Source organism: Streptomyces sp. NPDC001970, from assembly GCF_053594115.1.
In genome coordinates, this window is sequence record NZ_JBSFDW010000048.1 from 1 (window position 1) to 15,663 (window position 15,663).

The 15,663-nt window shown below is 67.4% G+C and carries 9 protein-coding genes and 1 pseudogene; 7 read left to right on the top strand and 3 right to left on the bottom strand.

The genetic code is table 11. The annotated features are described in order from the left end of the window. Positions 1 to 174 precede the first annotated feature (174 nt). Positions 175 to 504: a helix-turn-helix domain-containing protein gene (locus tag ACWCP0_RS36885; protein WP_451083119.1), complete on the top strand. Its 330-nt coding sequence runs from the start codon at positions 175 to 177 to the stop codon at positions 502 to 504. Positions 505 to 708: 204 nt separating this feature from the next. Here the strand turns inward: ACWCP0_RS36885 and ACWCP0_RS36890 are convergent, their stop codons facing one another. Further along, positions 709 to 930 (bottom strand): hypothetical protein, encoded by a 222-nt coding sequence (locus tag ACWCP0_RS36890; RefSeq protein WP_451083120.1) that lies wholly within the window; start codon positions 928 to 930, stop codon positions 709 to 711. Positions 931 to 1,695: 765 nt separating this feature from the next. Between ACWCP0_RS36890 and ACWCP0_RS36895 the strand changes: the two genes are divergently transcribed. From ACWCP0_RS36895 to ACWCP0_RS36920, 6 genes and pseudogenes are all read left to right on the top strand, one after another. Continuing rightward, positions 1,696 to 2,118: a hypothetical protein gene (locus ACWCP0_RS36895; protein ID WP_451083121.1), complete on the top strand. Its 423-nt coding sequence runs from the start codon at positions 1,696 to 1,698 to the stop codon at positions 2,116 to 2,118. Then, entirely contained in the window at positions 2,105 to 2,569 is a 465-nt protein-coding gene (locus tag ACWCP0_RS36900; RefSeq protein ID WP_451083122.1) for a hypothetical protein, read from the top strand. The genes ACWCP0_RS36895 and ACWCP0_RS36900 overlap by 14 nt, the downstream gene beginning before the upstream one ends. 225 nt (positions 2,570 to 2,794) lie before the next feature. Continuing rightward, positions 2,795 to 3,601, top strand: a complete 807-nt coding sequence (locus tag ACWCP0_RS36905) for a DUF4158 domain-containing protein (protein WP_451083123.1) — start codon at positions 2,795 to 2,797, stop codon at positions 3,599 to 3,601. A 720-nt stretch (positions 3,602 to 4,321) separates the two neighbouring features. Next, positions 4,322 to 5,778, top strand: a pseudogene (locus ACWCP0_RS36910) (transposase). 328 nt (positions 5,779 to 6,106) lie between these two features. Further along, on the top strand, positions 6,107 to 8,785 hold the full coding sequence (locus ACWCP0_RS36915) for a transglutaminase domain-containing protein (RefSeq protein WP_451083124.1): 2,679 nt from the start codon (positions 6,107 to 6,109) through the stop codon (positions 8,783 to 8,785). Positions 8,786 to 9,013: 228 nt separating this feature from the next. Further along, positions 9,014 to 9,673: a recombinase family protein gene (locus ACWCP0_RS36920; protein ID WP_451083125.1), complete on the top strand. Its 660-nt coding sequence runs from the start codon at positions 9,014 to 9,016 to the stop codon at positions 9,671 to 9,673. Positions 9,674 to 10,060: 387 nt separating this feature from the next. Here ACWCP0_RS36920 and ACWCP0_RS36925 read toward each other — a convergent pair whose 3' ends face one another. Together ACWCP0_RS36925 and ACWCP0_RS36930 are read right to left on the bottom strand one after the other, a co-directional pair. Further along, positions 10,061 to 13,579, bottom strand: a complete 3,519-nt coding sequence (locus tag ACWCP0_RS36925; RefSeq protein WP_451083126.1) for a hypothetical protein — start codon at positions 13,577 to 13,579, stop codon at positions 10,061 to 10,063. Next, complete coding sequence (locus ACWCP0_RS36930) at positions 13,576 to 15,639, bottom strand: WD40 repeat domain-containing protein (RefSeq protein WP_451083127.1); 2,064 nt, start codon at positions 15,637 to 15,639, stop codon at positions 13,576 to 13,578. The genes ACWCP0_RS36925 and ACWCP0_RS36930 overlap by 4 nt, the downstream gene beginning before the upstream one ends. Between the last annotated feature and the right edge of the window lie 24 nt (positions 15,640 to 15,663).

The following is a 15,663-nucleotide window of genomic DNA, read 5'->3' on the forward strand; positions in this document are numbered from 1 at the left end:
TCGAATGGAACGAGTGATCTACATGGCCAACGGCGCCGTGATCGCGGTCAAGCCCCGGGCATTCAGGCAGTTCCAATACCCGACTCCACCATTACACGTCCAGCAGACCCGGGTCGAGGACGCCTGGGTGTCCGGGCAGCAGCGGGCCGCGAAGCGGCTGGAAGGACTGATGGGATGAAGTGGAACCTGCGGCTGACCGCCGCGAACAAAGGGATCTGGAAGGCATCCGAGCTCCAGCGGAGCCTGGCCGAACACGGCTTGGTGATCTCGGCCGGGAAAATGTCCGGTCTATGGTCCGGCCAACCGGTCTCCCTCAAGCTGGAGGACCTGGACGTGATCTGCGTCGTGCTCGGCTGTGAGATCGGCGATCTGCTGATTCCCGAGCCAGGGAAGGTCAGACTCCCAGGTCAGCAGGCTGGCATCCAGGAGGCCACGACCGGCTCGGTAGTGGCTCCGGCCGTCGTGCCCAAGCGCCGCGACGGCCGTTCACTGCCGCCGATGTGACCTGGCTGCCACCACCATGGGGAAGATCAGCGAGAGCAAGCCGGCGGCCTCCTGCTCAGGCTGTTTCGCCTGGGGGCAGTTGCCCGGCCGGTTCTGCCGCGGCTGCTACACCTACGGCCAGCAACACGCCGTCGGTGCATGCGTCGGCTGCCGGCGACAGGTCCCGGTCGATGACAAGTACGGCTACTGCCGCCTCTGCCGGGCTCAGGCGACCTGGGCGATCAAGGCCAGCGGCAAGGCTTCGGTGATCGAGCCGTACCTACGGCAGGTGGCCTGCCAGCAGCTGTTCTTCGCGAACCTCCAGCGGCCCAAGAACGGCGGGCCGAGAGTCGGCAAGGCCGGACGGCGCGTGCTGAAGCCGCCGCCGCTTCCCGAACCACACCGCGTGATCACCACGTCAACGCAACTGACGCTGTTCACTGCCACTCGGGACTTCCACCGATTCGACCGAGAACTCCACGCCGACCTGGCCAATCCCTGGCTGATCCGGGCCCGGCAAGCCGCTCGGGCGCCGGGAGAAGCCCGCGGCTGGAGCCGCTGGATCACCAGCGACGTGAACCGAGCCCTGGTCATCGTGCTGTCCGGCTTCCGCGAAGGCGAGTCGATCCGATACTCCGAGCTCTTCCCGGCCCTACGACTCCGTGGGCTCCCCGTCGTGCGGACCGCCGAAGTCCTCGACCCTCTCGGCCTGTTTGACGACGACCGGGCACCTGCAGTCGACCGCTGGTTGGAACGAAAACTCGACGGGATACCTCCGGGCATTCGTCGCGCCGTCGAAGCCTGGGTTCGCACTCTCCTCGACGGTGGCCCGCGGTCCGAGCCCCGCTCCCGGCATACGACATGGGCCTACCTCGGTGAGATCCAGCCGGTGCTGCTGGAGTGGTCCAGCCACTACGACCACCTGCAAGAGGTCACCCGGGAGGACATCATCGCGGCCCGGGACGCTGTCACCGGCAAACAGCGCGAAAGCCGGATCGTCGCACTGCGGTCACTGTTCCGGCACGCGAAGAAGGCCAGGTCTTCCGCAACCCGACGATCCGCACCCGTGTCCCCCGACAGACCGGCGGCGTCCTCCAGGCCCTCGTCCAGACGGACATCGACGAGGCCATCGCCACCGCCACCACCCCAGACATCCGGCTCATCATCGCCCTGGCCGCCGTCCACGCAGCACGGCCGAAGACGATCCGCACCATGCAGCTGGACGACGTCGACCTGGGCAACCGGCGCATCACCATCGGCCGCCACGTCCGCCCACTCGACGACCTCACCCACCGAGCGGTCCTGGACTGGCTCGACCACCGCCGCAACCGCTGGCCGAACACGGCCAACCCCCACCTGCTGATCACCCAGAAGACCGCCGTCGAACTCGGCCCGGCCGGCAAGCTCTGGACCACCCGGGCCACCCGCAACCTCACCGCCACCCTCGAACGGCTCCGCGTCGACCGACAGCTCGAAGAGGCCCTCACACACGGCGCCGACCCCCTCCACCTCGCCCTCGTCTTCGGAATCGACGAGAAGACCGCCATCCGCTACGCGGACTCGGCTCGCCGCCTCCTGGAAACCGATTCCGAGTCGCTGAACGCCGTGAAAGCATCAAGGGGTGATCAAAGCTGAGGACCTGGTCGGGAGGCGCCTGCTGCAGGTGACAACGTCCTGGCACCACTACTCGGAGACCGAGCCGTCCCTCCTGCACATGTGGCTACACATGGATGGCCTCGGCCCCGTCCGGTTCCACACACCCGGTGACGACTTGGCCCTGGAGATCGACCAGCCCCACGGCTCCTACGACATGGACGAATACGGCCGCACCACGGTCGAGGACGATCTACGGGACTTCCCGATGAGTCCGTTCGTCGGCGAGCAGGTCCTCTCCGCCCGAGAGATCCGGTATCGGGACGGGAACCGCGACTTCGCCGTCGGCTTCACCGTTCAGTTCCCTAGCGGGAGCATCCGCATCCTCAACCTCGCCGACGAGCTCGTCCTCGCCCACGACCAGCACCTGGGCCCGGTCGAGGCGCATCTCCACGAGACGACGACCCACGCGGCCCCAGCTCCCTCGCCGTGAGTTCGGAGCGAACCCGCGGGTCCGTCTCTGCACAGCACAGCATCGGACCCGCGGGTTCCCGTTGAAGGTCCTTCACTTCGTCTGAACCCACGGGACTCACGGCCCCGGTCTCCTATCTCTGACCCACGGTGCAAAGTAGCCGCCGCGCTGCTGATGGCCTCGTTGCTTTGCGGCCGGCCGCTTCGTTATGCCGAACGAGTAGTCGGCGAAGGGGTGGGAGCGTTCATGCGCCGGGAGTGGTCCCCCGAGGACGTGGTGGCGTGCTGGACGCCGGTGGGCAGCGACTGGGACCTGGTCGCGAACAAGTCCGGCCCGACGCGTCTCGGATTCGTGCTGATGCTGAAGTTCTTCGAGCTGGAGGGCCGGTTCCCCCAGTTCGTCGAGGAGTTCCCGCAGGCCGCGGTCGACTACGTGGCCGACGTGGTGAAGGTGCCAGCGGAGGACTTGGCGAAGTACGACCTGTCGTCCCGCTCGGCGAAGGGGCACCGTACGCAGATCCGCGTGGCGCTCGGCTTCCGACCGGCGACCCGCGCGGACGAGGAGCGGCTGACCGCCTGGCTTGCCGAGGAGGTCTGTCCGGTCGAGCTGGTGGAGGTCCGGCTGCGCGAGGCCCTGTTCGTGCAGTGTCGCAGCGACCGCATTGAGCCCCCGGGCCGGATCGAGCGGATCGTGGCCGCTGCCCGGGCCCGGGCGGACCGGGTCTTCTGCGCGCAGACCGTGCGGCGCCTGGGCGAAGTATGCGTCGGCCGCCTGCTGGCCCTGGTCGCGGAGGGCAACGAGGACGGCACCGCACTGCTGGCCTCACTCAAACGGGACCCGGGCGCGGTGGGGTTGGACTCGCTGTTGACGGAGATCACCAAGCTGACCGAAGTACGCAAGCTCGGGTTGTCCGAGGGGCTGTTCGTGGACTGCTCGGAGAAGCTGGTGGCCGCGTGGCGGGCGCGGGCGATCAAGATGTACCCCTCGGACTTCCGGGATGTGGGTGAGGATGTGCGGATCACGCTGCTGGCGACGTTGTGTGCGTCCCGGTAGGCGGAGATCACTGATGCGCTGGTGGAGTTGCTGGTCGCCCTGGTCCACAAGATCAATGCTCGTGCCGAGCGGCGGGTGGAGAAGCAGCTGACGGCAGAGCTGAAGAAGGTCCGGGGCAAGGAGGGCATCCTCTTCAAGCTGGCGACGGCCGCGGTCGACAAGCCGGACGAGGTCGTACGACGGGCGCTGTTCCCGGTGGTGGGTGAGAAGACGCTGCGCGAGCTGGTCGCTGAGGCGAAGGCGAACGAGAGGGTCTTCAAAGCCAAGGTGCGCACCACTCTGCGCTCCTCGTACAGCTCGTACTACCGGCAGATGCTGCCACCGCTGCTGCAGACGCTGGGCTTCAAGTGCAACAACACCGCGTACCGGCCGGTGATGGACGCGCTCGTGCTGCTGGAGAAGTACGCCGAGGGCGACGGCAAGACCCGCTTCTACGACGGCACTGACACGGTGCCGATGGACGGCGTGGTGCGCAAGGACTGGCGCGAGGCTGTCGTCGACGACAAGGGCCGCATCGAACGCATCCCGTACGCGCTGTGCGTCCTGGTCGCGCCGCGCGACGCGATCCGGCGCCGCGAGATCTACATCGAGGGCGCGATGCGGTGGCGCAACCCGGAGGACGACCTGCCCGGCGACTTCGATGCCACCCGCACCGTCCACTACAACGCGATCCGCCAGCCCGAGGACCCCAAGGAGTTCATCACCGGCCTGAAGCGGCGGATGACGGACGGCCTGGACCGGCTGTCGGCGGCGCTCGCGGACGGCTCGGCGGGCGGGGTGAAGGTCACCACCCGCAAGGGCGAGCCGTGGATCACCGTGCCGAAGCTTCAGCCCTTGGAGGAGCCCACCGGACTGGCGGCGCTGAAGGAGGAGGTCGTACGCCGCTGGGGCGTCCTCGACCTGCTGGACGTGCTGAAGAACGCCGACTTCCTCACCGCCTTCACCGACGAGTTCACCTCGATCGCCGCGTACGAGCGCATCGACCGCGACGTCCTCCAGCGCCGTCTGCTGCTCGCGCTCTTCGGGCTCGGCACGAACATGGGCATCCGCGCGATCGTGGCGACCGGCGAGCACGGAGAGAGCGAGGCCGCGCTGCGGCACGTGCGCCGGCACTTCATCACCGTCGACAACCTGCGGGCCGCCGTCACCAAGCTGGTGAATGCCACCTTCGCCGCCCGGGATGCCGCCTGGTGGGGACAGGGCACCGCGTGCGCGTCGGACTCGAAGAAGTTCGGTTCCTGGTCCAGCAACTTCATGACCGAGTATCACGCCCGCTACGGCGGCAACGGCGTGATGATCTACTGGCACGTCGAGCGCAAGAACGTCTGCATCTACTCCCAGCTCAAGAGCTGTTCCTCCTCCGAGGTAGCGACGATGATCGAGGGACTGCTGCGGCACTGCACGGACGCTGAGATCGAGTCCAACTACGTCGACACCCACGGCGCGAGCGTGGTCGGGTTCGCTTCACCGAGCTGCTCAACTTCCGCCTGCTGCCGAGGTTGAAGAACATCGGCAGCATCCGCCTGTACCGCCCGGACGACGCCCCGCCCGGCTGGCCCGCGCTCGGCGGCTCGCTGACCCGGCCGATCCGCTGGGACCTGATCGCCCAGCAGTACGACCAGATGGTCAAGTACGCCACCCCACTCCGGCTGGGCACCGCGGAGACCGAGCAGGTGCTGCGGCGCTTCACCCGCGGCGGCCCCAAGCACCCCACCTACGCCGCTCTCGAAGAACTCGGCCGCGCGGTGCGCACCATCTTCGCCTGCGACTACCTCGCCAGCCCCGGCCTGCGCCGCGAGATCCACGGCGGCCTCCAGGTCGTGGAGAACTGGAACGGCGCGAACACCGTGCTCCACTACGGCAAGGACGGCGCCCTGACCGGCCCGGACAAGGAACACGCCGAGACCTCGATGCTCGCCCTGCACCTGCTCCAGTCCAGCCTCGTGTACGTCAACACGCTGCTGTTGCAGCAGATCCTGGCCGAACCGGCCTGGGCGAACAAGCTCAGCGACGAGGACCGGCGCGGCCTGACTGCGCTGTTCTGGTCCAACGTCAACCCGTACGGCACCTTCCGCCTGGAAATGGACAAGCGCCTCGAGCTGGGGCCGGTCGCCAACGTGCCCGACCCCCGAACCCCGGCGGACGCCGCCGACCGATCGGCTCCGGGGACACGATGAAGGACTTCCAGGGAGGCCAACCGGAATGCGCCGGAAGCAGGCAACAGGCGTGATCCGTTGATCCCCTGCTCGACACACTGACGGCCCCAACCCATGCACCACTTACAGTAATCTATGTGCCACTTTCCGTGACAGTGCGGGGCTGGAAACGTACTCTCCTGACCGTCCGAGCGCGATCTTCACCGATCGCTTCTGAAGAGATCCGCCGAGCGTCATCGGAGGAGATCTGTGTACGGAGAGGCCTGGGGCTGCCATGGGGTACCGGGAGTGGAGGCACAGATGGAGGCTGTACGCGGCCGGGGTCGCGGGGGTGATGCTCACGGGAACGTTGAGCGCCCCCGCGTGGAGCGCGCCGACGCCGTCCCCGCCCCATGGAGCGTGGCAGAAGTGGTCAGCAGCACTGGAGACGGCGGCGACCGGCGACCGGCGTGGCCTGGCACCTGCCTACGGTGAGGTCAAAGGGCTGCTCGCGGAGCAGAAACAAACCGCGACCCCGGCCGCGCGCCGACGGATCAAGGGCATCGAGAACTCCCTGTCGTCGGGCTACAGGCGTCTGAACGAGAGCGGCTCGTCCCAGGGGCTGGCCAACAATGCCGCGGCCCTGTTGAAGCAGCCGCCGAAGGCGCGACACTCCACGGCCCGGCGTTCGCTGCCCACCGTGCCCGTGCCCCGGACGGGCGAGACACCGAGCCTGCCGAGCAGTGCTCCCGCAGGAGCGGACCTGCGCCAGGAGTCGGTCTCCTCCTCCGACGAGATCAAGAAACTGGCGGCCGACCTCAAGTCCCCGTCCAGCATCTACTCGTGGGTGCGCAAGAACACCGTCAGCGTCCCGGTATGGGGCGTCACCCAGGGCGCCGACGGCTGCCTGCAGACCCGGGTCTGCTCCCCTCACGACACATCTTCGCTGCTGTCTTCGCTGCTGCGGGCCCGCGGGGTCGAGACCCGATATGAGCGCGGCGTCGTCAAGATGAAGGTCAAGCAGTTCCAGCAGGCGATGGGCGACTTCACCGACCTGGACGCCGCGGTGCAGTTCGCCGCGTCGCTGGGCACGCCTGTCAGCGTGGAGACCAACGCCTCGAACGAGCCGGTGGCTGTCGAGGTCGGGCACATCTGGGTGCAGGCCTACCTCCGGCACCGCAACGGCCATGGAGACGATGCCGACGCACAGGATGCGCATCAGGATGAGCATCCACATGCGAAGCCGAGGTGGGTCCGTCTCGACGCCTCGCTGAAGCCACTGAAGTTCATCAAACCCTTGGGCCTCGCCAAAGTCACTGGTGCGACCACGTTTAAGCAACTCGCTGCGAGCACCAGCGTCGACCCCGACTACCCGGCCGTCACCGGAGTGGACGCCGACAAGCTGCAGGCCGTGCAGGACCAGTGGCGCGAGAAGCTGTTGGCCAAGCTCCAGGAGATGGCGCGCCAGGGGGCGACCATCGGCGACGCCATCGGTGGCACGGTCGCCGCGGTGCCCTCCAAGTCAAGGTTCACCGGCCCACCCGGGCCTATCACCAGGTTGGTGTCCCGAACGGCCGACATCCCCGCCGCGGACTACCACTTCGTCCGGCTGACCGTCGCGAACCAGACCACGATCACCGTACCCACCTACCGAATGGCCACCCAGCGCCTGACGATCGCCTACGTGCCGGCATCAGCGGCCGACGCCAAAACCATCAACGACAACGGCGGCCTGGTCAACGTCGCCCCCTACCTGGTGGACCTGCGCCCGGTGATCTACCTCAACGGCAACAAGCAGATCACCGGTGACCCGATCACCATGGGCCAGTTCCAATCGGTCGTCGTGTCGCTGTCCGACCCGGCGGGAGGCGTGCGCACCTACACCCATAGCGTCGCCGCGGGCACCTACGCCAATGTCGGAATCAGCACCGGCAGTGAGACAGGGGACACTCTCGTCGGGCGCGAGGCCAGCTTCAGAAGTACCTACCAGCGGCTGCAGGACGGCGCCGACGTGGACTTCGAGAACGTCATCGGCGCGGTGCTGGACGGACACGCACAGCAGTACTACCTGATGGTCGACGCCTTCAATGCTTCCACCAGCCACCAGCGCAACGTGCGGATGGCCAGCCCGCCCCGCGAGCTGCTGATGATGTTCATGCCCGCCTTCCAGTATTCGGGCGACACGGCAATCTCCACTCTCGGTGTCGGCATGCTCATGGACGCCCAGGGGATGGTGTACTCCTCGGTGTCCCGGACGGGGAACACCCAGGGGGCCGTGGACACCATGCTGCAGTCCGGGCTGATGGGTTCCCAGCTGGAAAGCGGCATCTTCGAGGCAACCGAACTGACCCGCTCGGTCTCCACCGTCGAATTGCACCGCCAGGCCCTGGCCCAGCAAATCCCCTTGGCCGCATTGAACCCCTCCAACGCGGACACCGTCAGCGCCAAGCTGAATCTCAGCCAGGTCGACCGCGACTTCATCGCGTCGGCGGCACGCAACGGCTCTGCCGTCATCGCCACCACCTCCCCCGTCACTTACGGCAGGTGGACAGGTTCGGCATGGGCCACCCTCGATCCCCGCACCGGAGCGACCGGCAGCCTGATCCACGGGGGTCTGTTCGGCGGTGGCACCGCCGAGTTCAGCGAGCAGATGTCTACCTGGGCCACCCCCGTTCTCTCCCAGCTCGAGGCAGCGGAAGGGGTCATCCGGTCGGTCGGCGGGAGTTCAGAGGCCCTGGCCAGGGTCCCCGTGCTCAACAAGTTCCTCGCAGGCCTCATCGCGGTAGATCGCGGTATCGCCACCTACAACAAGACCCGCGATCCCCTGCGGGGAGCATTGGCCGGGTCGGCCTCCTACCTGGTCTCCATGGCCGTAGGTGCGGTGCAAGCCGAGCTCGTCACCGTTGTTAGCGCGGCAGTAGTCGGGACCAGCGGCACCACAGTCGCCCTCGGTGCCGCCGCGATCGTCACCGGCGTGATCTACCTCGACCAGGTCGGCGATCAGCTCACCACTGCCATCATCAACGAAATCGAGGCGCCCGCTCCCTGATCCTCCGACAACACCGGCTGGGTCGTAACGGTGAATACCTCACTGTTACGACCCGGCCATCACCTTTTCGAGCCAAGACCATTTCGGCCGGTCCGCACCTTCACAAAACCATCGTTTTCTGAAGATCCGGTGTTCAAGATCGAACAACCGCGACGTGCCTTCAAAACTCCTTCAGAAACCCGGCTCTTCAACAACCCCGTGAACACCGATTCTTGAGAAGATCCGGGCATGAAAGCGTCCCTGGAGCCGTCCGAACTCCTCACCCCCTCGCCCGCCGTCCTCACCGACATCCGGATCGGCTACGCACGGGTCTCTACCGGCGGGCAGAAACTCGACCGCCAGATCGACGCACTCAACGCCGCGGGCTGCCGCCGCATCTTCGCCGACAAGAAGTCCGGCAAGAACGATCTGCGGCCCGAGCTGAAGGCGTGCCACGCCTTCCTCACCCCCGGCGACACCCTCGTCGTCCCCTCGCTCGACCGCTACGGCCGTAGCCTCCAGGACCTCGTCAACATGGTCGCCGAGCTGCGCGAGCGCGGCATCGGCTTCCAGTCCCTGCACGAGTCACTCGACACCACCACCCCCGGTGGCCGCCTGATCTTCCATGTCTTTGCCGCCCTCGCCGAGTTCATCCGCGAACTCATCGTCGCCGGCACACACGAGGGCCTCGCCGCCGCCCGCGCCCGCGGCAAGGTCGGCGGACGCCCCACGGTCGTCAACGAGGACCTCATCCGTGCGGCCCGCGACATGCTGCCCAACCCGGAGAACAGCGTCACCACCATCGCCAAGATCCTGGGCGTCTCCGTCGGCGCGCTGTACAATCACATCCCGGACCTCAAGGAGCTGCGGAACTCCGGTGTCCCACGGCAGTTGGAGGGGAGCAAGTAGCCCCCGCGGCTACTTTGCACCGTGGGTCAGAGATAGGAGACCGGGGCCGATACGGCCCATGGCCACCTCGAACGCCTCCCGCCAACGAGCGGGATCTATGCTGTGACCTGCGGCCACCGTCTCATCGTTACTCCACACAAGTCACGATGATCAACGGTGGCCGTACCCGTACCCCTACCAGGCCCCACCAGCAAGATCACGATCTACAGCTGGAGTACTAGGGTGGGCTGAGCTGCGCCTTCTTGAGTGAGTGTGCCCAAAGGAGGCCGCCGGTCGCCGAACCTCGCCCAGAGCAAGGACTTCACGGTGCCAGGGGACCCGAGGAGGCCCTGGCTTTCGTTGTCATGGGATGAGATCTCGCCGTCGGTCGGGCTTCTTCGCGTCGTTTCACATGTCGAGGATCCATTCGGCAGGCAGGCGCACGACGTCGATGAAATGGGAGCGTTGCATGAGTTCGGTGGCGGTGGCGGGATCGACGCGAGAACTGGGAAGTTCGATCTCTCGGACGCGGAGCCGTAGCGGGCCGAGCGCGGTGGGTAGTGACGGGAGGTCGGCAACGCCGTCATGGCTGAGCACGGTGAGCCCGTCGACTGGTCGCCAGGCCGGTATGCGGGGGTCGAACTGGTCACCGATGTCAATCAAGTCTACCTCGTCCACCGGCAGCCTCTCCGGTGCGATGCAGTGTTCTACGGTGACCTCGAACGCATTGCGAGCGGCGGGGCCGGTTCCAGCCAGCTCTACCCTCACCGATTTCACCGATTCGCCCGTGCGACTGACCGTCAGCCTGCGGTCTGGGGGCAGTTGGACCAGGTCGGCCGCCACCACCGTGGACAGTTCCAGGCCGCGTAGGCTCTCCGGTTGGTATCGGGCAAGAATGAGCCGGATGAACGGGTTGTAGGACCGGTCGGGGGACGGGGTGCTGATCTCGACGTCGGCGGACCAGTGGTCTGCGGCGTCGGTGACGGCGTACGGGACGGCCTGCACATGTGCCTTGAATTCGGGCAGGAAGAGCCGTTTCACCTCGCCGGTGGTTCCACTGAACCAGTCGGCCGGTGGGAATGTGGGCAACGCTGGTGATGCGGAGATCGGATCCCGGCCTGCGCGAGTGAGGAATTCGGCCTGCTCTGGGCTGGGATCCTCGTCGGCGACGACGACTGCCAGCCGCTCGCCCTCGCCGGTTTCGTACCACGGCCGTGCCAGCTGGACCCGCAGCCGTTGGCCTCGGCGCACCCGTTCCAGCCGATCGGGACCGGCCGGTCCGGACTCCCAGCGGAAGGCCGGGGTCACGGAGCGCACGATCGGCGGCGACGGCCGTGCACTGGACACGATGGACACAGGCTGTTGGGTGGTGGCCACCTGGAACGCGGTGTCTGGCTCGGTCGGATGGTAGTAGTCACGGAACCGGCTGATGGCGGTCAGCGTATAGGTGACCGTCCGATGCTTGGTGTCGCCGAATGAATGGCGCATAGGGTTGAACTGCGGCTTACCGCGGGCGACCGGTTCGGTATGCAGCCGCTCGACGACCACCTCCTCCTCACCGATGTCCGACCGCTCGGTCCAGTGTGCGGCGACGTCCACCTGGACCGTGCTGTCGGTGTTGAGCCCGTTCTCCCTGAAGGTGGGATGCAGCACGGCGGTGGTGTCGCCCTCAGTCCGCACGATGGAATCCGAGGGCAACCGCCACCGCGGTTCCACAAGTGGTCGCCGAACCGCGTGTACGAGGTGGACAACCCTCGGCGGTGACAGCATCGGGTGCTCGCCATTGAGCGCCTCGGCCAACGACGCCTCCGGGACATGAGCCCGCGCCAGCCACTCGTACATGGCAAGATGGCCGGCGTACCCGCGGCGGATGGTGGACGACAATGCGATCGTTGTCTGCTCGGCCTTGGCCAGGCCGACCACGAGGCGGTCACCTCGCCAGTGCAAGGTCATCGGCCCCTCGCCTGCCGACCGGTCGACCAACTCGATCGACTTGTCGTCATAGTCGGGCCAGTCCGGTTGCCATTTGGACAGCTCGCTCACAAACTCTTCCACTCCACCCGGCTCGCCTCGCAGCCTGGCGTTGACGCCGCCCACGGCCGGATCAGGCAGTCCGTGCCCGGCGGTCTCGCCCTGTTCGGCATAGGCGGTCAGGGCGCGCTCAGCCCATCGTCTGGTTTGCTCCTCGGTTCGTGGCGGGTCGAACTCGCCGTGCTGCTCGGCCACACCGAAGGTGGTCTGCGGTGGCAGCAGGACGCGCTGGTCGGTCAGCGGGTAGCCCGGGTCGGCTTGCGACACCTCGGCGACGCTGAGGTTGTGGTCGCTGCGGATCACCAATCGGTCGATGGCCGCGCCGACGGCGAGTGGGCTGGACGCGTGCGGCACCGGCGGCAGCACCGGTTCGTGTCGCCAGTAGAAGATCGTCTCCGTGGCGGTGGAGCTGGAGCTCTCATGGTCGGCACCGAGACCGCCACCTGCCAGGTCGGCGATCCGAACCCTGAGGCTGTACTTCTGAGAGAAGCGCAGCGACGGCAGCGTCCCTGGTTTGAGCCGGTAGTCCCAGGTGAACTCGTACGGCAGCGCAACGTCAGGTCTCCTCGCGGCACCGGCCGTGTTGTCCAGGAGGTTGGGGCGCGGCACGGCGAGGCTCCAGCCGTCCCAGCGGGTGACTATCTGGTCGGCGTGGAGGCTGTTGTCCGCGTCCTTGACGGCGGCGTTGGCCTTGATGTGGCCTTCCTCGTCCCCGTAACCGTCCTCATCCAGGCGGCCGGCCTGCTCGATCGCCAACCCGTTGACCTCGTAGCGGGCTTGCCGGGCGCACAGCGGGTACCAGTGCGAATCGTCGCCCATGCGCACGTCCACCCGGTAGCCGAGAATCAGGTCCTCGGCATGGAATACCGCCTCGTCGGTCGAGTCCAGGCCCGCGTTGGCGGCGGCCACCGCGACCCGGTTGGCGAAATCGTCCGCGCGGCCGGGCCGCACGAGCATGAACCCGGCCGATCGGATGTGCGGCAGGTCGGGCAAGCCGACGTCGTTCTCGGACCGGCGAGCGGACTGGGCCGCGCCCCGCAGCCGGCCGACCACGCCGTCGACCTCGAAGGTGGTGACCGCCCAGCGCGTTGGCGGGGGCGGCTGCTCGGGCTGCGGCGGCGGGGCCACGATCACCGGAGCCTGACCGAGGTCGAGCAGACCTGCGTGGATGTCGACCGCCGAGTCTGTCGACGGGGCAGGTACGAACAGGCTGTCGGTGAGCAGGTAGTGCGTCCACGGCGCGGTCACCAGAAAGCTGAGTGGCGGATCGGGGCATCGGATCGACAGATACCGCTCGTCCGGATCGCCGACGTCCAGTGCGGAGCGGTCCACGGTCACCTCGAAGATCAGCCCGAGCTTGCGCAGCACTGCAGGGTGTTCGCGGAGCATCGCCACGGTGCCGTGGAAGTCGGCGACCGCGTGTGGAGGGATCGGCGGCTGAGGGGGTGCGGACGGCATCGGAGTTTCGTCGAACCAATGGTCCAGTTGCCGGCGGACTACGGCCGGGGTGTTCTCGTCCGGCATGGCCATCGCCGTCGCCGAGGTCTGGTAGGTGCCCACCACATCGCCTGCCTGGCGGTACGTGTCGGCAACCATCGGAGCCGGGTGCGTCTTCCGCGTCCACTCGTTCACCAGGCCTGCCTGGCCGCCGAAGAACGCCTGCCACACGTCCGGGACGGCCACATCCTGGTAGGTGACCTCGGCCTGCACCGCCTGGATGCCGTCCGATGTCCTGGTGCGAATGTCGAAGGTGGACGCTGCGAGGGTGGCGGGCCAGTCCTGGATTCCGAAGTCGGCGAGTTGGCCCGCCTGCAGCCTCGGCACGACGAGAACCTGGATGACGGCCTGCGATCCGGACAGGCCACCGGGGACCGGGACCCACAGCAGCTCGCTCATCCGAGTCTCCCGGCGACGACCCGGGCGTTGCCGTCCTCGCACGCGGTGACCAGCAGTTCGCCGTCGACGTTGAAGGCGAGGTCGCGCACCGGACCCGGATGCAGCACCCGGTACAGCTCCAACCCGGTAGTCACCTCGATCACCTTGACTGTCGGATTCTCGGTGGCCACGGCGAGCGCCTGATCCTTCGGGTGGAACACCAGCGCGGTGATCGGGGCATCGTAGGTCAGGCTGAGCGCCTCGGCCGACTCCTCCTCGGTCAGCCGGGAGATTCGCACTGTCCGGTCGACGCCGCCGGTGGCCAGCAACGTCCCATCCGGACTGAACGCGACCGCGGTCACCGGCCTGGGATGAACCACCGTGCGGCGGACTTCCCCGGAAGCGGGGTCGATCACGCGTACCCGGCCGTCCTCGTTGCCGGTCGCCAGAAGACCGTTCCGGCTGAACGCCAGCGCCCGCACCTTCCCGTCGCCGTCCAACTCGTGCCTCAGCTGCCCGGATGCCGCGTCGATGACGCTGGTCGTTCGGTTGCTTCCCGTGGCGATCAGCGTGCCGTCCGGGTTGAAGACCACCGCAGTGACCCCACTTCGGTGGGCATGCCGACAGCGTTCGTGGCCGGTGGCGAGGTCGAGCACCCGAGCGGTGCGGTCGCCGCAGGCTGTGGCGATCGCGTCCCCTGCTGCGTCGATCGCCACGGCGTTCACCGGCTGACCGTGGTCGACCGCCCACACCAGGCCGTAGAGCGTCCTGAAGAGCCTGGCGCTCCCATCCAGGCAACCGGTGGCGACGGACTGGCTGTCCGCACTGATCGCGAGCGAGGTCACCGGGCTGGGGTGAGTGCCCTCCAGCACGTTCTCCCCGGTGTCCGCCCGGAACGCTCGGACGCGCTGGTCACCGGCGACGGTTGCGGCGACATTGAACGCGGTCTTTCCCATGGCGACTCTGCTGACCGGTCCGCCGTGTTCGACCGTGGCTCGCTCGACACCGGTGTCGTAGACATGCACGAACCCCTGGGATTCCGCGGTGACGCCGCCGATGACCACCCGGCTGCCGTCCGGGGTGAACGCGATGTCCCGGGCCAGGTCGCTGCTCCGGTCCGACCACTTCGGCGTTCCGGTCCTGGCATCCAACACCGTGATACCCGGTCCCGGGGTCGACCCCGGTATCTGATTCACCGCGAAGAACCGCAGATCGGGGCTGTACACCACCTTGGTGCATTCCTCGATATCCGTGATCGGGTCGAACCGGTGCGCTCCGGTGACCGCGCTGAACACGGCGGGGCCCCGCTCCGCCACAGCGGCGATCCATTGGCCGTCCGGGCTGACGGCGAGCGAGAGCACGCCGACCGGGTCGTGGAGTGGGGTGACGAGTTCGCCACCGGTCTCGAGGTTTCGTATCCGAACCTTGCCGTCAGCCATTCCGGCGATCACCGAACGAGAGTCGGGACTGAACGCGATGGATCTGACGGTCTCGGGCAGCTTAGTCGACTCGTCGGGGTCGTTCACGTCGCATACGAACGCTTCCGCGCCGCGGATGACGGCCAACCGCCGGGAATCCGGACTGAAGACCAGCCTGCTGGACTGCCACAGTTCGCTGAGGTCGCCACTGCTCTGCCACTTGGTATCGCCGTTCACGGCGTCGAACACCCAGACCAGGAGGCCTGCGACATATCCGGTGGACGATCCGATGGCGGCGACGCACGAGCCGTCCGGACTGAAGGCGACCTCTTCCGCGTCGGCCTGCTCCGGGTTGACGCACCTGACCTTGCCGGACGCCACCGCGTGTACACCCGTGGTGCCTTGACGGGGAACGGCCAGCCACGCCCCGTCGCTGCTGACCGCGATGCTGTCCACCTCCGCCTCCGTCTCCAGCGTAGCGTCGGGCTGCCAAATCGGTCGACCGGTGTGTGCATTGATCACCGTGATCGCTCCGCCGCCCAGCGTGTCACCGGAAGGGCGGCCGGACGCGACCGCGAGGAATGCGCCGTCCGGAGTCCAGCAGATCCGGTTCACCGGGTACGGCAGTGACAGGGCGTGCAGCCGCTTGCCTGGCTCGCTCATGGAGATTCCGTCCGATCCTCGTAT

Bases quoted from the DNA above. Each gene is read 5' to 3' on its own strand.
- ACWCP0_RS36885 (WP_451083119.1), top strand. From the start codon at position 175: ATGAAGTGGAACCTGCGGCTGACCGCCGCGAACAAAGGGATCTGGAAG.
- ACWCP0_RS36895 (WP_451083121.1), top strand. From the start codon at position 1,696: ATGCAGCTGGACGACGTCGACCTGGGCAACCGGCGCATCACCATCGGC.
- ACWCP0_RS36905 (WP_451083123.1), top strand. From the start codon at position 2,795: ATGCGCCGGGAGTGGTCCCCCGAGGACGTGGTGGCGTGCTGGACGCCG.
- ACWCP0_RS36920 (WP_451083125.1), top strand. From the start codon at position 9,014: ATGAAAGCGTCCCTGGAGCCGTCCGAACTCCTCACCCCCTCGCCCGCC.
- ACWCP0_RS36925 (WP_451083126.1), bottom strand. From the start codon at position 13,579: ATGAGCGAGCTGCTGTGGGTCCCGGTCCCCGGTGGCCTGTCCGGATCG.
- ACWCP0_RS36930 (WP_451083127.1), bottom strand. From the start codon at position 15,639: ATGAGCGAGCCAGGCAAGCGGCTGCACGCCCTGTCACTGCCGTACCCG.